The 19,602-nt window shown below is 60.4% G+C and carries 19 protein-coding genes; 8 read left to right on the plus strand and 11 right to left on the minus strand.

Annotated elements, in window-relative coordinates:
* Window positions 1-8 precede the first annotated feature (8 nt).
* The 3 genes from WI754_RS20205 to WI754_RS20215 form a co-directional block, all read right to left on the minus strand.
* Window positions 9-860 carry a carbohydrate ABC transporter permease gene (locus tag WI754_RS20205; RefSeq protein ID WP_349435230.1) on the minus strand — a complete coding sequence of 284 codons (852 nt, stop codon included), beginning with the start codon at window positions 858-860 and terminating at the stop codon, window positions 9-11.
* Window positions 860-1,768 carry a sugar ABC transporter permease gene (locus tag WI754_RS20210; RefSeq protein WP_349435232.1) on the minus strand — a complete coding sequence of 303 codons (909 nt, stop codon included), beginning with the start codon at window positions 1,766-1,768 and terminating at the stop codon, window positions 860-862. The genes WI754_RS20205 and WI754_RS20210 overlap by 1 nt, the downstream gene beginning before the upstream one ends.
* Before the next feature lie 183 nt (window positions 1,769-1,951).
* Window positions 1,952-3,184, minus strand: a complete 1,233-nt coding sequence (locus WI754_RS20215) for an extracellular solute-binding protein (RefSeq protein WP_349435233.1) — start codon at window positions 3,182-3,184, stop codon at window positions 1,952-1,954.
* 157 nt (window positions 3,185-3,341) lie between these two features.
* Between WI754_RS20215 and WI754_RS20220 the strand changes: the two genes are divergently transcribed.
* Window positions 3,342-4,307 carry a helix-turn-helix domain-containing protein gene (locus WI754_RS20220; RefSeq protein WP_349435234.1) on the plus strand — a complete coding sequence of 322 codons (966 nt, stop codon included), beginning with the start codon at window positions 3,342-3,344 and terminating at the stop codon, window positions 4,305-4,307.
* Window positions 4,308-4,420: 113 nt separating this feature from the next.
* Window positions 4,421-5,557 (plus strand): alpha-hydroxy acid oxidase, encoded by a 1,137-nt coding sequence (locus WI754_RS20225; RefSeq protein ID WP_349435236.1) that lies wholly within the window; start codon window positions 4,421-4,423, stop codon window positions 5,555-5,557.
* Window positions 5,558-5,663: 106 nt separating this feature from the next.
* Here the strand turns inward: WI754_RS20225 and uraH are convergent, their stop codons facing one another.
* The 5 genes from uraH to WI754_RS20250 form a co-directional block, all read right to left on the minus strand.
* The gene (uraH, locus tag WI754_RS20230; RefSeq protein WP_349435238.1) at window positions 5,664-6,026 is read right to left on the minus strand and encodes a hydroxyisourate hydrolase; all 363 of its coding nucleotides are present in this window, start codon (window positions 6,024-6,026) and stop codon (window positions 5,664-5,666) included.
* 16 nt (window positions 6,027-6,042) lie between these two features.
* Entirely contained in the window at window positions 6,043-6,540 is a 498-nt protein-coding gene (locus WI754_RS20235; RefSeq protein WP_349435239.1) for an ureidoglycolate lyase, read from the minus strand.
* 42 nt (window positions 6,541-6,582) lie between these two features.
* Window positions 6,583-7,086, minus strand: coding sequence for a 2-oxo-4-hydroxy-4-carboxy-5-ureidoimidazoline decarboxylase (gene uraD, locus WI754_RS20240; RefSeq protein WP_349435240.1), 504 nt, complete (start codon window positions 7,084-7,086; stop codon window positions 6,583-6,585).
* Complete coding sequence (gene puuE, locus WI754_RS20245) at window positions 7,086-8,015, minus strand: allantoinase PuuE (protein WP_349435241.1); 930 nt, start codon at window positions 8,013-8,015, stop codon at window positions 7,086-7,088. The genes uraD and puuE overlap by 1 nt, the downstream gene beginning before the upstream one ends.
* A 127-nt stretch (window positions 8,016-8,142) precedes the next feature.
* Window positions 8,143-8,952, minus strand: coding sequence for a DUF1045 domain-containing protein (locus tag WI754_RS20250; protein ID WP_349435242.1), 810 nt, complete (start codon window positions 8,950-8,952; stop codon window positions 8,143-8,145).
* Between the two features lie 207 nt (window positions 8,953-9,159).
* Between WI754_RS20250 and WI754_RS20255 the strand changes: the two genes are divergently transcribed.
* The gene (locus WI754_RS20255) at window positions 9,160-9,549 is read left to right on the plus strand and encodes a PRC-barrel domain-containing protein (RefSeq protein ID WP_349435243.1); all 390 of its coding nucleotides are present in this window, start codon (window positions 9,160-9,162) and stop codon (window positions 9,547-9,549) included.
* 68 nt (window positions 9,550-9,617) lie between these two features.
* On the opposite strand, the gene WI754_RS20260 is transcribed toward WI754_RS20255, so the two are convergent.
* Entirely contained in the window at window positions 9,618-10,751 is a 1,134-nt protein-coding gene (locus WI754_RS20260) for an FAD-dependent oxidoreductase (RefSeq protein ID WP_349435244.1), read from the minus strand.
* A 38-nt stretch (window positions 10,752-10,789) separates the two neighbouring features.
* Between WI754_RS20260 and mnmD the strand changes: the two genes are divergently transcribed.
* Together mnmD and WI754_RS20270 are read left to right on the plus strand one after the other, a co-directional pair.
* A complete protein-coding gene (gene mnmD, locus WI754_RS20265) occupies window positions 10,790-11,524 on the plus strand; it encodes a tRNA (5-methylaminomethyl-2-thiouridine)(34)-methyltransferase MnmD (RefSeq protein ID WP_349435245.1) in 735 nt (244 codons plus the stop codon).
* A 115-nt stretch (window positions 11,525-11,639) separates the two neighbouring features.
* The gene (locus WI754_RS20270; RefSeq protein WP_349435246.1) at window positions 11,640-13,226 is read left to right on the plus strand and encodes a trimethylamine methyltransferase family protein; all 1,587 of its coding nucleotides are present in this window, start codon (window positions 11,640-11,642) and stop codon (window positions 13,224-13,226) included.
* A gap of 10 nt (window positions 13,227-13,236) precedes the next feature.
* Here the strand turns inward: WI754_RS20270 and WI754_RS20275 are convergent, their stop codons facing one another.
* The gene (locus tag WI754_RS20275) at window positions 13,237-13,683 is read right to left on the minus strand and encodes a host attachment protein (protein ID WP_349435247.1); all 447 of its coding nucleotides are present in this window, start codon (window positions 13,681-13,683) and stop codon (window positions 13,237-13,239) included.
* Window positions 13,684-13,926: 243 nt separating this feature from the next.
* Here WI754_RS20275 and WI754_RS20280 point away from each other — a divergent pair, with 243 nt between their 5' ends.
* Together WI754_RS20280 and WI754_RS20285 are read left to right on the plus strand one after the other, a co-directional pair.
* Window positions 13,927-15,033, plus strand: coding sequence for a DNA alkylation repair protein (locus WI754_RS20280; RefSeq protein WP_349437894.1), 1,107 nt, complete (start codon window positions 13,927-13,929; stop codon window positions 15,031-15,033).
* A gap of 298 nt (window positions 15,034-15,331) precedes the next feature.
* Window positions 15,332-16,888, plus strand: a complete 1,557-nt coding sequence (locus WI754_RS20285; RefSeq protein WP_349435248.1) for a DEAD/DEAH box helicase — start codon at window positions 15,332-15,334, stop codon at window positions 16,886-16,888.
* Between the two features lie 7 nt (window positions 16,889-16,895).
* Here the strand turns inward: WI754_RS20285 and WI754_RS20290 are convergent, their stop codons facing one another.
* Window positions 16,896-17,831, minus strand: a complete 936-nt coding sequence (locus tag WI754_RS20290; RefSeq protein WP_349437895.1) for a DMT family transporter — start codon at window positions 17,829-17,831, stop codon at window positions 16,896-16,898.
* A 371-nt stretch (window positions 17,832-18,202) separates the two neighbouring features.
* Here WI754_RS20290 and WI754_RS20295 point away from each other — a divergent pair, with 371 nt between their 5' ends.
* Window positions 18,203-19,597, plus strand: a complete 1,395-nt coding sequence (locus WI754_RS20295; RefSeq protein WP_349437896.1) for a circularly permuted type 2 ATP-grasp protein — start codon at window positions 18,203-18,205, stop codon at window positions 19,595-19,597.
* Window positions 19,598-19,602 lie beyond the last annotated feature (5 nt).

Here is a 19,602-nt window from a genome sequence, read left to right on the forward strand (position 1 = left end):
CGCAGCGATCATCCCTTGGTCGCCCCCAGCGTCAGGCCGGCAATGAAATGCTTCTGCATCAGGAAGAACATCAGGACCGGCGGCATGGCGGCGACGATCGAGCCGGCCGAAACCAGGTGCCAGGCGGCGATCCACTGGCCGTTCAGCGAATAGAGCCCGGCCGTCACCGGCATGGCATGCTGCCCCTGTACCAGCACCGTCGCCCAGAAATAGTCGTTCCAGATGAAGGTGAAGACCAGAACCGAAAGGGCAGCAATCGCCGGACGCATCAGGGGAAGGACGATATAGCGGAAGATCCGCCATTCGCTGACACCTTCGACACGGGCGGATTCGATCAGTGCAAAAGGCAGCGACGTGATAAAATTGCGCATGAACAAAGTGCAGAAGCCGGTCTGGAACGCGATATGGAAGAGCACGAGGCCGGAGATGCTGTCATAGAGCCCCGCCCGCAGCGTCATGTCGCGCACCGGCACCATCAGGATCTGGAACGGAATGAAGTTGCCGGCGACGAACAGGAAGAAGATCAAAAGATTGGCGCGGAACTTGTAGACCGCCAGCGCGAAACCGGACAGGCAGGCAAGCCCGACTGCGCCGATGACCGTCGGGATCGTCACCTTGAAGGAATTGAGGATGTACCAGCCAATCGGCGAATCCCTGAAGACCGCCGTATAGTTCTCGATGCCGGCGAAGCGTGAGGGCATGCCGAAATAGTTTCCGGCGGCCAGATCTGCGGACGGCCGAACCGAGGTGATGGCGACGCCAATCAGTGGCAAGAGCCATAAGGTCAATGCGATCGGCAGGATGATCGTATAGGCGTGGCGCACCCAGGGGGCAGCTTTCTGGACAGGAGTGGGAAACATCAGGCGTGCCTTTCCCGCATCAGCATGCGCACGATGAACAGCGTGATGAAGACCATCATGATCATGAAGAGGACGACCGCGATCGCCGCGCCATAACCCATGCGGTAGCCATATTCCGACAAGGCCTGCTCATACATGTAGAAGGACAGCACGCGGCTCGAGCCGTAAGGGCCACCATCGGTCATGATCGAGACCAAGTCGAAGGAGCGCAGCGCACCGATGACGGTGACGACGATGGCGATGAAGGTCGCGGGACCGAGCTGCGGCAGGATGATGTGCCACAGCAGCGACCAGCCCCTGGCGCCGTCCATACGGGCCGCCTCCACCTGCTCCGGGTTGATGTTGTTGAGACCGGTCAGGTAAAGGATCATGCAATAGGCGATCTGCGGCCAGAGACCGGCGGCGATGATGCCGAGCGTCACGTAGCGCTCGTCAGCAAGGATCGCGATGTTTTGACCGGTCAGTGTCTTGATCAGAGCCGAGAGAAGGCCGAAATCCGGCGCGTAGAACCAGGTGAAGATCAGGCCGACGACGACCTGGCTGATGACGAAGGGAAAAAAGAACAGCGACTTGTAGAGCCGGATGCCGGCGACCGTCTGGTTGAGGAACAGCGCCACGGCAAGACCCGCGGGCACCGCGAGCAGGTAGAGCACCAGCCACAGGATGTTGTTTTTCAGCGAGGTGTAGAACGCTTCATCGTCGAGAAGCTCCACGTAGTTGGCGGCGCCGATCCAGGTTTTCGGGCCAAGCCCGTCCCAGTCGTAGAAGCTGATCCAGATCGACTGGAAGATCGGAATGATCACATAGATCGAAAACATGATTATCCCGGGCGCCAGAAACAGCCAGGGCGCCAGGCGCTGCTGGTTGCGTTTCCAGAAACCGGATGCCGCGGGAACGGTGCTGCTCATCGCTGCCACCCTTGCTGAAGTAGTTTGAAAACAATCGACCGTAGTCCCGGCGCTCGCCCCTCACCCTCTCCCCGCAAGCGGACAGAGGCGACGATCGAGACGCCGCTTGTTCCTTCTCCCCGTTCACGGGGAGAAGGTGGCCGCCGAACAGGAGGCCCGATGAGGGGCTGAAGCCTATGGACGTTACTTGTAGATGCGGCCGCGTGCCTTTTCGAGGCGTTCGAGGATCGCGTCGACATTGTCCGGCTTGACCATGAACTGCTGGAAGCCTTCCATGCCGGCCTTGGCCATTTCAGCCGGGGCGTCGCGGTCATAGAACTGGGCAAGCGCATAGGCGTTTGCCAGCATTTCGAAGCCGGCCTTCAGGAACGGATCTTCCGACTTAGCGGACTGGTTGTTGACCGGAAGCTGACCCAAGACCTCGTTCATCTTGGTCTGGGCCTCAGGCGTTGCCAGATAGGCGAGGAACTTGCGGGCATCTTCCTTGTTCTTCGCACCCGATGGGATGTGGAAGGACTCGGTCGGCGCGTCTTCGGCCATCGGGATGCCGGCGGTGATTTCCGGGAACTGCAGGAAGCCGATCTGCTCTTCCTTCAATCCGCCATCCTTCATCGCGGCCACGGCAAAGTTGCCCATCAGGTACATCGGCGCCTTGCCCTGGACGAACTGCGGAATGGCGTCCTGCCAGTCGATCGCCGCATGGTTTTCAAGGAAATAGCCGGGCTTCACCAGTTCAGCCCATTTCTCGAACACGGCCTTCACCTTCGGATCGGTGTAAGGAACCTTGCCGGCGGTGAGGTCCATGTGGAACTCGTAGCCGTTGACGCGCAGGTCAAGATAGTCGAACCAGCCGCCCGTCGGCCACAGCGCCTTGGTGCCGATCGCAAACGGCGTCATGCCGGCTGACTTCAGCTTTTCACAGGCGGCGACCAGTTCGGCCCAGTTCTTCGGCGGCGTGATGCCCTGCTCGGCGAAGATGTCTTTCCGGTAGTAGATGCCCCACTGATAGTAGGAATAGGGGATGCCCCATTTCTTGCCGTCGATTTCCATCGACTTGACGGCGGACTTCAGTTGGTCGTCCAGCTTGTTTTCGGTCCAGAGGTCGGTGACATCCTCAAACAGGCCGGCCTTGACGAAGGGGGCCATGCGGTTGCCGGAATACCAGGCAACGACATCGGGGGCATCTGCGGTCAGGAAGTTGCGGATAGCGGACTTGTAGCCTTCGTGGTCGAAATTGTTCCACTTGACGGTCACGTCCGGATGGGCAGCCTTGAAGCCTTCGAGCAGCGTTTCCATCGCCTTTTTCGGCGCCGGATCGGACTGGTCGGAGTTAATGACGAGTTCGCCGGCGAAGGCTGCGGACATGGTGAGCGCATAGCCGAGCGCGAGCCCGGTAGCGGCTTTAAAAGAAATCATTTTATCCTCCCAAGGATCAGCGTGTGGTGCCGTTGCCTCCTGCGGCTGTCTTGTTCCTCTTCCCGCATGAGCCGCTTGACCTTGCTGCCGAAACCCGCAATCTTCTTCCGACATTTCGGCATAGACTTCCGGTTTTCTAACATCAGCAGGATATGAAATGACACGGCGCCCGAAACTCGTGAACAGGCTCGGCGCAACACCGGTCCACCCGGAACGCGACCCGGCGCATCCGCTGGTCGTTTTCGGCGATCACCGTTTCTGCGCTGGCGACAATATCAACGTGCGGCGAATGGAAGGCCCGCACATGCATAGCCAGATCGAGCTGAATTTCGTGCTCGAAGGCGAGATGACCTATTGGTTCGACGGCCGCGAGCTCAGCGTCTCCGAGGGACGGCTATGCCTGTTCTGGGGCATGATCCCGCATCAGGTGACGGACATAAGGGAGCCGACCCGGTTCATCTGCCTCTATGTGCCAATGTCGGTCTTTCTGGCGCTGCCGAGCCTCAGCCGGTTCCGCGACGCAGTCTTTCGCGGCGCGATGATCGAGGCGCTCGATATCCGCCCCTATGACCGCGACATCTTCATGCGCTGGCGCGAGGAGCTTCTGTCGGGCGACGAGGAACTGGAACAGATCGTCCGTGAGGAACTGGGCGCCCGCGTGCGCCGCCTCGACCGCGAAGGCTGGCGCGACCTGCGCGAGCAGGGATCAGCCATCGCCTCCTTTGAGCATCACGACGCCGATCGCATGTTTCATGTCGAGCGGATGATGCGCTTCATCACCGAACATGCCTTGGAAAACATCACCGCCGAGGATGTGGGACGCGATGTCGGTCTCCATCCGAACTATGCCATGGGTATCTTCAAGCGGACTGTCGGCATGACCATCAACCAGTCGATTCTTCGCCACCGCCTCGATACTGCCCAGTCGCTGCTCATTTCCACAGATCTGCCGATCACGAGCGTCGCCTTCGAGGCGGGTTTCGGTTCGCTCTCCCGTTTCTATGAAGCCTTCCACGACCGGTTCGGCACGAAGCCCGGCACATTCCGGCGCCGCCTTGCCAAGCCTCCTCGGGCCCGCGAAGTGCACGCGACAGCCAATGGGCAAATTGGGCCACGGGACTGAAAGTCGCGCAATCAAAGAGGTAAATTTATTTTACCTCTTTTCCATCCAGCTCTTAACAACCGTTCGCGAAACATGGTATGGCCGGGCCATCCCTGAAGATGGAAGCCCGTGCCATGTCCAAGATCCTCGAAATCCGCGATCTCAAAGCCGCCGCCAAGCGCCGCGTGCCAAAGATGTTTTTCGATTATGCCGACAGCGGAGCCTGGACCGAAGGCACGTACCGCGCCAACGAGGAAGATTTTTCCAAGATCAAGCTGCGCCAGCGGGTGCTGGTCGATATGACCAACCGGTCGCTCGAAAGCACGATGATCGGCCAGAAGGTTTCCATGCCGGTCGCGCTTTCGCCGACCGGTCTGACCGGCATGCAGCATGCCGACGGCGAGATGCTGGCGGCGAAGGCGGCTGAGGATTTCGGGGTTCCCTTCACGCTCTCGACGATGAGCATCTGCTCGATCGAGGATGTCGCCTCCGCCACGACCAAACCCTTCTGGTTCCAGCTTTACGTCATGCGCGACCGCGACTTCGTCAAGAATCTGATCGACCGCGCCAAGGCGGCGAAATGCTCGGCGCTGGTGCTGACGCTCGACCTGCAGATCCTCGGCCAGCGCCACAAGGATCTGCGCAACGGCCTCTCTGCCCCACCGAAATTCACGCCCAAGCATATCTGGCAGATGGCGACCCGGCCACTCTGGTGCATGCAGATGCTGCAGACCAAGCGCCGCAGCTTCGGCAACATCGTCGGCCACGCGAAAAACGTTTCGGACCTGTCCTCCCTTTCGGTTTGGACGGCCGAACAATTCGATCCGCGGCTCTCATGGGAAAATGTGGCTGAGATCAAGGAGATGTGGGGCGGACCACTGATCCTCAAAGGGATTCTCGACGTTGAGGACGCGAAGATGGCGGCACGAACTGGCGCCGACGCGATCATCGTTTCCAATCATGGCGGCCGCCAGCTCGACGGAGCCCCCTCCTCCATCAGCATGCTGCCGAAAATCGTCGATGCGGTCGGCGACATGGTCGAGGTCCACCTTGACGGTGGTATCCGCTCCGGTCAGGATGTGTTGAAGGCGATCGCACTCGGCGCCAAGGGCACCTATATCGGCCGCCCCTTCCTCTACGGCCTTGGCGCCGGCGGCAAGGCGGGCGTGACACTAGCGCTCGATATCATCCGCAAGGAACTCGACATCACCATGGCGCTCTGCGGCAAGCGGGATATCCGGGATATCAATCGGGATGTGATTGCGGAGTGATAACGCCTATGCAGGCGTGACCGTCAGGCTGAAGCCGAGTGAAGTGTCGAAGGCTTGGGGTCTCCCTCGGCGCTCAGAGCTTTCAGACTTTGGCGCAAATAGTCCGTCAACTGCCTCGATAGGTCGAATAGCTGAACGGCGAAAGAAGCAACGGCACGTGATAGTGGCTCGTCGCATCGGCTATGCCGAAGCGCAGCGGGATGAGATCAAAAAAGGCCGGCTCCGGCAGGCTGGCGCCGGTCGCGCGCAGATAATCGCCCGCATGGAACAGCAGTTCGTAGGTGCCGACAGTAAACGCCTCTCCCTCCAGCATCGGCTCATCGAGCCGGCCATCGCTGTTGGTTTCGACCGTCCGCAGCAGGCGGCGCGTCTCTCCCTCGATCAAAAGCAGATCGATCTTCAAGCCCTGTGCCGGTTTTCCGAGCGCGGTGTCGAGGACGTGGGTTGTCAGGCGGCCGGATCTGCTCATCGGGATTTGCTCGCGCTCACACAGGGTTGGGAATGATGAAGGGCTCGTCGTAAAAGACTTCGACCAGATTGTTGCCCGGACCTTCGCGATCCACAACCAGGAAATCGCTGACCGCGCCGACGGCCATCAGGGGATGATGCCAGACGTTGGGGCCATAATTGACGCCCTGGTGCCCCGTTGCCAGAAAAACCCGCGGGAAACCCGGCTTGCCGCCGTCGTCTGGTGCGACGACGGCGAGCCACGGACCGCCGCCGATCGGTGAAAAGCTCTGCGAGCCAGAGGGGTGGCGTTCCATCATCATCAAGCTATAAGGGAAGCTGCGCGGCTGGCCGCGAAAAATATTGATGACTGCCCGGCCGCCTTCCCCAGTCACATCGACTTGCGCGAGCGCATGAAACCGCTCGGTCGAGCCGCCGTTGATTAGGCGCATGAATGCCGGGTCCGCTTCGATGACCGTGCCGAAGGGAGCGAAAGCGGCCTGCGTCAGAGGTTCAATCTTCAACAGGTGTGGCATCAGTCTGTCGATCCCGCCGCAAAAGCGCGTGGCGGCATAGTGTCAGGCATTGTCTTCTCCCGGAAGCATGGAACGTAAACGCAAGAGCGCAATCTTTTCGACCTGCGCTGAAGCCGTCTCAAATTCCTCTTGCCGGTCATTGTCAATCCGCCTTTCGAAGGCAGACAGAATATCGTCCTTGTTCAGCCCCTTCACGGCGACAATGAAGGGAAAGGCGAATTTTTCGATGTAGGCAGCGTTCAATTCGGTGAAACGAGCATGTTCGGAAGGCGTCAATCGGTCGAGCCCGGCGGACGCCTGTTCTGCCTTCGAGTCCTCGGTCAACTCTCCTGCGATCGCCAGCTTTCCTGCAAGATCGGGATGCGCCCTTAGAACCGCAAGGCGATCGACATGCGCGGCAGCACGGAACGCCGTCACGAGCACGGCATGCACGCCATCGGCTGTCAGAGTAACGTGCGGATTTTGATCGAAGGCCCGCTCCGCTACCCAGGGCGAATGCTCAAAGACACCGCCGAAGCGCGCGACGAAGTTTTCGCGTGCGCTCATCACAAACCGCCTTCCGGCTTGTGATGCTCGTACCAGTGCCGGGCGATATCGATGCGCTTGGGGGTCCAGACCTTCTCGTGGCCCAAGACATATTCGATGAAACGGGCAAGCGCCGCGGCCCGGCCGGGGCGGCCGACAAGGCGACAGTGGAGGCCGACATTCATCATCTTCGGGCTGCCCTCCTTGCCCTCTGCATAGAGCACGTCGAAGGTGTCCTTCAGATAGGTGAAAAACTGGTCACCGGAATTGAAGCCCTGCGGCGTCGCAAAGCGCATGTCATTGGCATCGAGCGTGTAGGGGATGATCAGATGCGGCTTGTCCTTGGCCAGGCCCGGCACCCAATAGGGCAGTTCGTCGGCATAGCTGTCGGAGGAATAGACGAAGCCGCCCTCCTCCAGAACGAGTTTCAGGGTGTTGTTCGACGGCTTGCCCTGATACAGGCCGAGCGGATGCGAGCCGGTCAGTTCCTTGTGCAGGCGCACGGCTTCGCGGATGTGCTTGCGCTCTTCCTCTTCCGGAAAATCCTTGTATTCGAGCCAGCGATAGCCATGGCTGGCGATCTCCCAGCCCGCTTCCTTCATCGCAGCGACCGCCTCCGGATTGCGCGCCATGGCGAGCGTCACGCCATAGACGGTCACATCGACATTGCGGCTCGTAAACATCCGCCAGAGCCGCCAGAAGCCGGCACGAGCGCCATACTCGTAAATGGATTCCATGTTGAGATTGCGCTGGCCGGGCCAAGGCTGCGCACCGACGATTTCTGACAGCAGTGATTCGGACGCCTTGTCGTTGTCGAGAATACAGCTCTCGCCGCCTTCCTCGTAATTGACCACGAACTGCACGGCGATGCGCGCATCGCCCGGCCACCGGACCTGCGGAGGATTGCGGCCGTAGCCGATAAGATCACGCGGATAAGATTGCTCTGCCATCAAATCACCCTTCGAATTTGCCGGAACGGTAGCATCCGGGGCCGGAAAATCGAAGTCCAAATGGCGGAAATCGTTGTCTATCCAAGGTGGGAACAAGCCTGCCCAACTGCAACAACCCAGTCTCTAATCAGCAATTCGCCTGAAGACGACGAGCGACGAGCGCCGCCTTGGTCCCGGAAGCGCGTGCCGGCATGTCCGATATCGCCGTTGTGCTCGCGCGCGCGCTGGCTGCAACCGGTCGGTGCGCCGACAGCTTGCCGAGCGGGTGCTGCGAATGGACACGCAGCGGTGCTCCGGCCTCAGGCTCGATAAAGAGCGCAAGGCTGGAAATCTTCAGCGGCTCGTTCAGAAAAGTCCCGAAAAATTCGCGCAGCGCCGTCTCGAAGCGGGCGTTGAGATTGGGGTGAACCGGTCCCGTCAGCATCATGTGAAAGCGAAACTCGTCCATCACATAAGGGTAGCCCCAGCGATGCAGGTTGGAAAACTGCGGCGCCGTTAGCCGGTCCGGATCCCGCCGCTCGATCTCCACGTCACTCAGCGGCGCACGAAACGTGTCGAACGCCTGGACGACCGAGGCGGCAAGGTGGTTCATCTCTTCACAGGGAACTGAGGGCGCCAAACCATAGAACTCGCCAAGCCTTGCGATTTCCATGCGGGGAATTTCGAACGGCGTCACGGTGCTGGCAAAATGCATCAGGGATTTCAAGAGCGCCGCTTCGCTGGTTTCCGCGTGAAGCCGGAACGGCGCCTTGATCGTACCGTGAAAACCGTAGCGGCGCGGCACGGCCGTATGGAACGCCAGTTCCTGCCGGCTGAAGCCAGCGATCGAGGGCGCTTCCGGCGCTTCGCCGGAATAGACGTTGCGGCCAAGCCAGCTTGCCGCTGCGACCGACAAAGGATCGTAGATCGACGGCGTATAATAGATGGCGTACCGCATCGGCACCGCTCCGTTGCAACTCAATCTGTGACCGGGGCGTAAGTGATTTGCGTGACAGAATGACGAAGGATCACGGCCGCCAGCCGGCCACGAACGGTAAACTCAGTCCGGAAAACACGGATTTCTCGCCAAAAACCCGCAAATTGTGTCGGAACCAACCAGCCTATCCTTCGTTTTGTCCGCGGTACACCAAAACGGAGAAGAATCGTGACTTACCAGGATACCAATCTTCAGGACGCCGACATCAGGGAAACCCACGATCTGATCGCCAGCGACAAGGTCGAGGGCACCCGCGTTTATGGTCAAGACGGCGAGCAAATCGGCTCGATCGAATGCGTCATCATCGAAAAGCGCAGCGGTCGAGTCTCCTACGCCGTTGTCGCTTTCGGTGGCTTCCTCGGCATGGGCGAGGACCATTATCCTATCCCGTGGGCCAAGCTCAGCTACGATGAAAACCTCGGCGGCTATCGCACGGATCTGACACGCGAGCAGGTCGAGAACGCACCGAAATACCACAGCGACGAAGAGTACCACTGGAATCGGGAAAACGGCCGCCGCGTCTATGACTATTACGGCGTCCCGCCCTACTGGATGTAGTCTCTCCCGAATGCTCACGGCCCCGCTGTTTGAACTGAAGGTAAGGCGGTTGCTGGGCCTTTGTTTTTTCAGAGTTTCAACAGGTCGAGATGCGACTTGCAGCGGAACGACGCAGGCAGAGTGTCATCGGGTTCGCCGCAGATTTCACCGATCACGCTCGCCGCCAGACGATGCGCGATGCCGAAGCTGATCTTGAAACCGCCCGTCAAGGCGCGGATCCGCCGGTGATCCGGGTGGCGTCCAACCATCGGATCGCGCCCTATGGCCTTCGGACGCACGCCAGCCCAGCGTTCTATCACCGACGCGTCGCGAATGAGCGGTACCAGCTCTGTCGCGCGGGCCAAAAGGGTATCCAACTGCTCGTCTGTTGAAAAAGGCGCCTCGAAGGTGTTTTCGCTGGTGCTGCCGACGGCGACCATGCCGTTTTCATGCGGCACGATATAAAGCCCATCCGTGAAGACGACCGGTAAGCTCGGATCAATATCGGCTTTGAGCAGCGCCGCCTGCCCTTTGACGCCCGTACCGGTCGAAACGGGCGCATTCGCCAAACTGTCCAGCAGCGGAAACGCGCCAACGCCGTTGGCAAGGATGCAGTCGCCAAAAGCCTCCGCGCGGCCATCGGCGAAGTCAGCGCGTCCCGCGACCACGTCGATATGAACGACATCCCACCCCTCTTCGATCTGCACATACCGCGAGCGGCGCAGATAGGTGGAGAGCATGGCAAGGTATGGCCGGGCGGCGACCCTTGCGGCGAGTGTGTCGAACACTACGCCGCTTTCTGCAAAGGCGCTGTCAAGCCAATCGTCGACGGGAGGCTGGTCATGGACATGCCAATGGAATTGCCTGTTCCCAGCGCGCCAGTTGACGAGCGCGTCCTGCTGATGGCGAAGGGCGATGCCGCGCAGATGCGGCTTGGCCAGAGGCATGAGGCGGCCTGAACGGCGATAGCCCGCCGAAAGGCCGGTCTCGGCCTCAAGCGTTGCAATCTCACTTTCCAGCGAAACGAGGGCGTCGAACTGAAACTGCTTCTTGGCATTCCACCGGTCCGGCATATGCGGCATCAGCGCGCCGAGTACACCGCCGCTCGCGCCCGCGCCGATCGCGGCGCGCTCGACCAGCAGCGTTTTCAGTCCGGCCCGCTCGGCCATCACGCCGGCCCAGAGCCCCATGATGCCGCCGCCGATGATCAACAGATCCGTCATCGATTGACCTTCTCAGATAGGGAGATTATCGGTTCGCCATGACCCGCGAGAACCTGGAAAATACGGCAGTGCCTGATCGGCAAACGCTTGAGTGGCACGAGGGCGATATGCCCTATTCGCAGGAATTTGGCGACCATTTTTATTGCCGCGAGGATGGCCGACAGGAATGCGGCCATGTGTTTCTCTCTGGCAATGGTCTGCCGGGGCACTGGCAGCGGCCGGGTGAATTCCGTATCGGCGAGCTCGGCTTCGGCACCGGCCTGAACTTCTGCGAAACCTGGCGGAAATGGAAAGAGACGCGCCCCCAAGGAGGGGAGCTTCATTTCGTCTCATTCGAACGCTTTCCGATGCGCCCCGGCGATATCGACAGGGCATTGTCACGTTGGCCGGAAATCGACGTCGAACGGCAAACCCTCGTTGCGCAATGGCCAGAGAAGCCGAGTGGATATGTCACTCTCGACGTCGGCAGTGATATTCGCCTCACCGTCGTCTGCGGCGTCGCCTTTGACGAGATCGCCCGCTTTTCCGGCATGTTCGACGCCTGGTATCTCGACGGCTTCGCACCCCGGCGCAATCCCGATATGTGGTCGGAAGAGCTGATGAGACTGGTCTGCGACAAGACGGTCGATGGCGGCACGTTCGCCACCTATGCCGCCGCCGGCTTCGTCCGCCGCAATCTTGAGGCGGCCGGCTTCGCCATCGAGCGACGGCCCGGCTTCGGAGCCAAGCGCGAAATGCTCTGCGGCGTGAAATCGACATCCCACGTCGCTTAAAAACCAGCCCGCGCAATCATCCTTCTCTGCCAAGGAAGTTTGCTGTCGCAAATGGTGGCGCATGCCGAGCGTTGAATCTGCACGATGATTTTCTATCCAAATCGATGGAAAAGCCATGAGCGAGAACGAACCTCCGCACTCCTCTCTGACCGACACAGATGCTCCCATGGAACGCCGCCGACGAACCGGCGGGCGTGGCGCGGACCGGTCGCGCAAGAGTACGGGCGGTTCGAAATATCTCAACCTCGTCAATACGATGACGAAATCCACTGTCCTGACGGAAGAGGCGCTGGAGGCCGTGCACGTTGCCTCGCTGACGATCCTTGAGGAAGTCGGCATGGACGTCATCCTGCCCGAGGCACGCGCCCGCATGCAGGCTGCCGGGGCCGACGTGACGCCCGGCACCGACCGGGTCCGCTTCGATCGCGGTCTGATCATGGACATGATCTCGTCCGTACCTTCCAGCTTCACGATGCATGCCCGCAACCCGATCCGCAATGTCGAGATCGGTGGCGACAATCTGGTCTTTGCACAGATCGCGTCCGCCCCCTTCGTCGCTGATCGCGAAGGCGGACGCCGGGCCGGAAACCAGGAAGACTACCGTAAGCTGGTGAAGCTTGCCCAATCCTACGACATCATCCACACGACCGGCGGCTACCCGGTCGAGCCGGTCGATATCCATGCCTCGGTACGCCATCTCGATTGCCTCTCCGACATGGTGAAGCTGACCGACAAAGTGTTTCACTGCTATTCGCTCGGCCAGCAGCGCAACCTCGACGCCCTGGAAATCGCCCGCATCGGGCGCGGCATCACCGCCGAACAGATGGACAGCGAGCCCTCTCTTTTCACCATCATCAACACCTCCTCGCCGCTGCGCCTCGATGGACCGATGCTGCAGGGCATCATCGAAATGTCGTCGCGCAGCCAGGTCGTCGTCGTCACACCCTTCACCCTGGCGGGTGCCATGGCGCCGGTGACGATCGCGGGCGCCGTGGTCCAGCAAAATGCCGAGGCGCTGGCGGGTATCGCCTTTACCCAGATGGTCCGGCGCGGCGCACCGGTCATGTATGGTGGCTTCACCTCGAATGTCGACATGAAGACCGGCGCACCCGCTTTCGGCACGCCGGAATACATGAAGGCCGTGATTGCCGGCGGCCAGCTCGCGCGCCGCTACAAGATCCCCTACCGCACGTCGAATACCAATGCGTCGAACACGCTCGATGCGCAGGCCGCCTATGAATCCGCGCTGTCGCTCTGGGCGCTGACACAGGGCGGCGGCAACTTCATCATGCATTCGGCCGGCTGGAGCGAAGGCGGGCTGACGGCATCCTTCGAGAAATTCATTCTCGACGTCGATATGCTGCAGATGGTCGCCGAGTTCCTGAAACCGCTCGACGTCAGCGAGGATGCGCTTGGTCTCGACGCCGTTCGCGATGTCGGCCCGGGCGGCCACTACTTCGGCACGGCTCATACGCTCGCGCGGTATGAAACGGCCTTCTACTCGCCGATCCTGTCGGATTGGCGCAATTTCGAGACATGGACCGAAGCCGGGCGGCCGACGACCTATGATCACGCCAACCGCGTCTTCAAGGAGAAACTCAACGAATATGAGCGCCCACCGCTCGATCCGGGTATCGAGGAGGAACTCGACGCCTTCGTTGCCCGCCGGAAAGCCGAGGGCGGCGTTCCGACGGACTTTTAGCGGAAAGTGGTCAGTGGGACATCGCCGAGCGGACCGACGAGATCAGCTTGTCGGTCGGAAGGTTGCTGTAATCCTTGCATATTTCCACCATGGTTTTTGCGCGCGTGGCGGGAGAGAGTATGGAGCGCAAGTGGCCCAGCGTCTGCGGCGCGGCACAAAGCACGAGGCGGTCGAAGGCCCCTTCCTGCGCATACATATCGAGCTTGCTCGCGACGTCTGACGTAAACTTCTGTTGTATTTCGCGCACCGGGTCGCTCGAATATTCCATCGCCGAGCGCCCGTGACCAACCGACGAATGGCTCCGTCCCGGCTTGTCGGCCATGATGTCCTGGGCACGCTGGGTATCCAGCTGAAAAATCTCCTGCTCGGGACTTTGGTGTCCGTCTTTGAAAAAATTCACTCCCTTCAACAGACGTGCCTGATTTCCATCGGCGGCAAGGATCCATGTCGTCGTCATCGTCGTTTACTCCTCGAGCATAACCACCCCAACGTTCACATGGCGCAACACCTGCGGCGAGGCGAAATGAACGCGCAACGCACCTAGCTGCGGGAACGAGGCACCTAAAAATGCCAACGTGCAGGACAAAGGAAGGTTCCCGAAAATATCACAAATTCGGGGATGGGGCAAAGGTGACAACCGCATCTACATTCTCCTCGAATCAACGCCTATGGTAGGCGGAATCACAATTTGGCCGATCGCATGCCCGAACCGCTGAAGAACCTCCTATATCCCGCGCTCGTCGCAACCATGGCGGATCATATCGCCGTCAACGCAGGTGCTTCTGCTTTCGACAAGGCGCGTTTTATCGATCTCGCCACACGCGACATGCAGCAACTGGAACTGATGCAGCGGTCGATCCAGATTCGCGATGCGCTGGTTGAAACCCTCCCGACCGAGTTTGCCAAAGCAGCGGCCATCCTGTCCGCGTGCCTGCCGCAGAGCGGAGACTCGGGCCTAACAGGCTGGGCGCTCTTGCCGGTCAGCCAATTCGTGGCACAAAGGGGGCTGGATGATTTCGATCTTTCGCTCGCGCTGCTGAAAGAACTGACGCCGCATTTCACCGCTGAATTCGGCATCCGCCCTTTCATCCATCTCGATCAGGAACGGGCGCTGGCGACAATTGGCAACTGGACGGCAGACCAGAATCACCATGTTCGCAGGCTCGCCAGCGAAGGCACGCGGCCACGCCTTCCCTGGGCCATGCGGCTGCCCGCTTTGATGCGCGATCCGCAGCCGATCCTGCCGGTCCTCATTGCGCTTCTGGATGACCCGGAGGAGTATGTGCGCCGCTCGGTTGCCAACGGCCTGAACGACATCGCCAAGGATCATCCGGATCTGGTCGCCGATTTCGTGGCACAACATGTCGATGGCGCGTCGGCGGAGCGGCGGCAATTGCTGCGCCACGCCTCACGAACGCTGTTGAAAAAAGGACACGCGGCGGCTCTGGCGAACTTCGGCTTTGAGCCGCCCTGCGACATCACAGCAGCTTTGAACATTGAGACTAACAGCGTGGATTTCGGTCATTCGCTCGCCTTCACGCTCGCCATCACCAATCGGGGTGCTGCCCCGCAACAAGTGATGATCGACTACGCGATCCACCATCGCAAAGCCAATGGCGGCCTCGCGCCCAAAGTCTTCAAGTGGAAGAACCTCACGCTCAAAGCCCTTGAAACCGTGAAAATACCTCGCCAGCATGCCATCCGCACCATCACCACGCGGCAATATTATCCCGGCGGCCACCGGCTCGAAATCCTGGTAAACGGCGCAATTCTGGCAAGCGGTGAGTTTCAACTCGTCATGCCATGAGGGCACCCCTCTTCGCACCTGCAAAAACTATCACTTGACTTTTGACGGTAAAACAACGACATCGGGGCAGCGTCACCTTCTGGCCGCCGCGTGAGCGAGCCCTGCGGGATTTCACCGATCCGTACCGAAGGATAAGCGCACCAGAGAATGTCTTGCCAAACGCGGCAAGATGCAGCGCAGACAGCTTAATCAACCCACAAGTTCCCAAATCACGCGGGGTTCTTGACGCAAGGCGAAACCGGAACCGCATGGTGCAGTTCCGGCGATGTTCGTTTTGCGCCCCCGAAAAGGTAATACATTGACCACTTTTAAAGACCTTGGCCTCTCCGAGCATGTTCTTTCGACCCTCTCCTCCCTGGGGTTCGAAACGCCGACGCCAATTCAGGCTGAAGCGATCCCGCTCGTGATGGAAGGCCATGACCTGATCGGTCTCGCCCAGACCGGCACCGGCAAGACGGCCGCTTTCGGCCTGCCGATGATCGAAAAGATGCTCGCCGACGGCAAGCGTCCCGATCCGCGCAACATTCGCGCCCTCGTTCTTGCTCCGACCCGCGAACTGGTGAACCAGATCGCCGCGAACCTGAAGGACTTCGTCAAGAAGACCCCGATCAAGATCGGCCTCGTCGTCGGCGGCGCATCGATCAACAAGCAGTCCGAGCAGCTCGCCCGCGGCGTCGACATTCTCGTCGCCACCCCCGGCCGCCTTCTCGATCTCGTCAACCGCCGCGCCGTGACCCTGACCCAAGCCCGCTACCTCGTTCTCGACGAGGCCGACCAGATGCTCGACCTCGGCTTCATCCACGACCTGCGCAAGATCTCCAAGCTGGTGCCGAAGAACCGCCAGACGCTGCTGTTCTCGGCCACCATGCCGAAGGCAATTGCCGAGCTTGCAGCCGAATATCTGAGCAACCCGAAGCGCGTCGAAGTCTCGCCTCCGGGCAAGGCTGCCGACAAGGTCGAGCAGTATGTTCACTTCGTTGCCGGCGCCAGCCAGAAGACCGAAATCCTCAAGAAGACGCTGACCGAGAACCCGGATGGCCGCGCCATGGTCTTTTCGCGCACCAAGCACGGCGCCGAGAAGCTGATGAAGCATCTGGAGCATGTCGGCTACTCTGTCGCTTCGATCCATGGCAATAAGAGCCAGGGTCAGCGCGAACGGGCTCTCAAGGCATTCCGTGACGGCGAGACACGCGTTCTCGTCGCAACCGACGTCGCCGCGCGCGGCATCGACATCCCGGGCGTCACCCACGTTTACAATTATGACCTGCCGGAAGTGCCGGACGCCTATGTGCACCGTATCGGTCGTACCGCCCGTGCCGGCCGCGACGGCATCGCGATCGCCTTCTGCGCTCCGGACGAAATCCGCCTGCTGCGCGATATCGAACGCCTGATGAAAATCGACATCGCTGTTGCGAGCGGCGAAGTTCCCGCCGATCGCGCTCGCCCGAAGGGGGCCCGCGGCGGCAATGGCGCCCGCAACGCGTCGCGTCCGGCCGGTAATGGACACAACGAGCGCCGCCCCCGCCCGCAGGGCGGCAGCGACAACGCGCACCGCGCTGAACGGTCGGCTCCGAGCCCTTTTGCAGGTGACGACCTTCTGGCAACTGGCGAAGGCCAGCAGAAGAAGCAGCACCGCAAGGGCCAGGGCCCGGCGGCCCAGGCGGCCCATGAGCAGGCACTTGCCAAACGCCCCGGCGGCAACCGCAATGGACGCCCCGGCCAGAAGCAGGGCGAATGGCGCAACCGCAACCACGGCGCCGCTGGCAACCAGAACCGCGAAGGCGGCAATGGCGCCGGTGCTCAAGGGCAGCGCCGCCGGGCCAACGGCAACGGACCGCGCCGCGACGAGGCATAAGCCTCGTCTATGCGTCCAGCGAACTGAAAGCGGCGGGCTCGACCCGCCGTTTTTTATGTGGCGACGGTACCGTCTTGCGATTGGTGAGATAGACACCGGTCACCGCGATCACCGTTCCAACGATCATCGGCAGTGTCAGCGCCTCATCGAAAAACAGCCAAGCCTGCGCGGCGGCGAGCGGCGGCACCAGATAGATCAGCGAGGCCGCCCGCGACACCTGCCCGCGCCGAATCAAATAGAGCAGCAGCGCTATTGCCCCCATCGACAGGCCGAGTACCGCCCAGCCGAGCGCGGCAAATAACTGCACGCTCCAGACGACCCGCATCTCCTCCAGGAAAAATGCCAGCGGTACCGTAACGATCAGCGCGCCAACATATTGCAGTGTCGCGATCGAGCGGATGTCGCCGTCCTGCAGATGCCGCTTCTGATAGATCGTGCCGTAGGTGACGGCCGCCATGCCCAGAACGTTGATGATCACCGGGAACAGGTGGATCGGCGTCGCGCCCGTGTCGATCGCCATTACCTTCGGCACGACCGCCAGTGCAATACCGAGAAAGCCGAGAATCAGACCAAGCCTCTGCTGGCCCGACAGGTTTTCACCGATCAGGGCGGGGGCCACGGCCGCCGTCATCAACGGCTGCAGTCCGGCAATAATACCGGAGATTGCCGCCGGAACGCCTTGCCCGATCGCCCACCATACGGCGCCGAGATAAAGCCCGTGCAGGAAGATTCCGGAAACGACCGCATGCCCGGCCGCCGTCCATGTTTTCGGCCAGGCGGCTCCAGTCGCGAGACAGAAGCCGATGAAAAGTAGCGTGGCGAGCAGGTAGCGCAGCACCAGGAAGGTCAGCGGATCGGCGTAGATGCCGGCATATTTCGCCATCACCCAACCCGTCGACCAGAGCAAAACGAAAATGGCCGGAGCCAGGCGTTCGAGAGTCATGCATGCTCCTGATGCGATTTCGTGATCCGCGCCTTGCGTAGAGCGGTGCGGGATGATGGTCAAAGCAAAATTCCTGATCTTTAACTTCAACGATCTACGCAAAAAGCCATTTTTTTCATGCGCAAAAAATAGGCAGACTTATCCTCTGCGACGGGGAGTTTTATCGGCGTTCGAAATCACACTGATGATTGCGAATCAAGACTGCTTAAACATGCATCGCCTCAACCGCCAAAACGCGGCCTCCAGACCAAAAAAGCGGCAATCCGGCGTTGAAATTTCTTTTGCCTTCCAAGGAGCATGCTTCTTGCATTGCCCTTGTTGTTGTACTCAAATGGCAAAAAAAGGGGACCACACCGTTGGCATTTGACGAAATGATGAATGCGGACAATAGCCCGCGCCAGCCTTACTCGACTTACAATGATTGGTACGCCAGCCAGGACAGGGCCCGCCTGATTGCAAAATCAAAAGAGGCCGAAAACATCTTCCGCAAGACGGGGATTACCTTCGCGGTCTACGGACACGCCGACAGCTCCGAAAAACTCATCCCCTTCGACCTGATCCCGCGCATCATTTCCGGCCGCGAATGGCGCAAGCTGGCGCAAGGCATCGAGCAGCGGGTCATCGCTCTCAACGCTTTCCTCGACGACATCTACCACAAGCAGGAAATCATCAAGGCGGGCCGCATCCCGCGCGAGCTGATCGAGCGCAACGAAGCCTTCCTGCCGCAGATGATCGGTTTCCGGCCGCCGGGTGGCGTCTATACACACATCGTCGGCACGGACATCGTGCGCACCGGTGAAGATCAGTTCTATGTTCTGGAAGATAATGCCCGCACCCCGTCCGGTGTCAGCTACATGCTGGAAAACCGTGAGACGATGATGCAGATGTTCCCGGAACTCTTCCATCAGAACCGCGTCCGCCCGGTCGAGAACTACCCCTATCTGCTGCGCCACAGCCTCGCGTCGCTGGCGCCTCCCGGCTGCGATGGAAAACCGCGCGTCGCGGTGCTCACGCCCGGTATCTACAACTCGGCCTATTACGAACACGCCTTCCTCGCCGACATGATGGGTGTCGAGCTTGTCGAAGGCTCGGACCTGCGCGTCATCGACGGCAGGGTGAAGATGCGGACGACGCGCGGCTACGAGGCGATCGACGTGCTTTACCGCCGCGTTGACGACGATTATCTCGATCCCCTCACCTTCAAGCCCGAATCGGCGCTCGGCATTCCAGGGATCATGGATGTGTATCGCGCCGGCAACATCACCATCGCCAACGCACCGGGTACCGGCATCTGCGACGACAAGGCGATCTATTCCTATATGCCGGAGATCGTCGAGTTCTATACCGGCCGCAAGGCTCTGCTGGAGAACGTGCCGACCTGGCGTTGTTCGGAACCCGACAGCCTGAAATATGTGCTCGAAAATCTTGCCGATCTTGTCGTCAAGGAAGTGCACGGTTCCGGCGGCTATGGCATGCTCGTCGGCCCGACGGCTTCCAAGAAAGAGCGCACCGTTTTCGCCGAAAAGCTTAAAACCCGGCCAGCAAACTACATTGCGCAGCCGACCCTTTCTCTCTCGACAGTGCCAATCCTCGTCAACAAGGGCATTGCTCCGCGCCATGTGGATCTGCGCCCCTATGTCCTGGTCTCCGACAAGGTGCAGATCATTCCGGGCGGACTGACCCGCGTGGCTTTGAAGGCTGGCTCGCTGGTGGTGAATTCCAGCCAGGGCGGCGGCACCAAGGATACCTGGGTTCTGGAGGACTGACACGC

This window comes from Pararhizobium sp. A13, assembly GCF_040126305.1.
In the GTDB taxonomy this organism is placed as follows: domain Bacteria; phylum Pseudomonadota; class Alphaproteobacteria; order Rhizobiales; family Rhizobiaceae; genus Pararhizobium.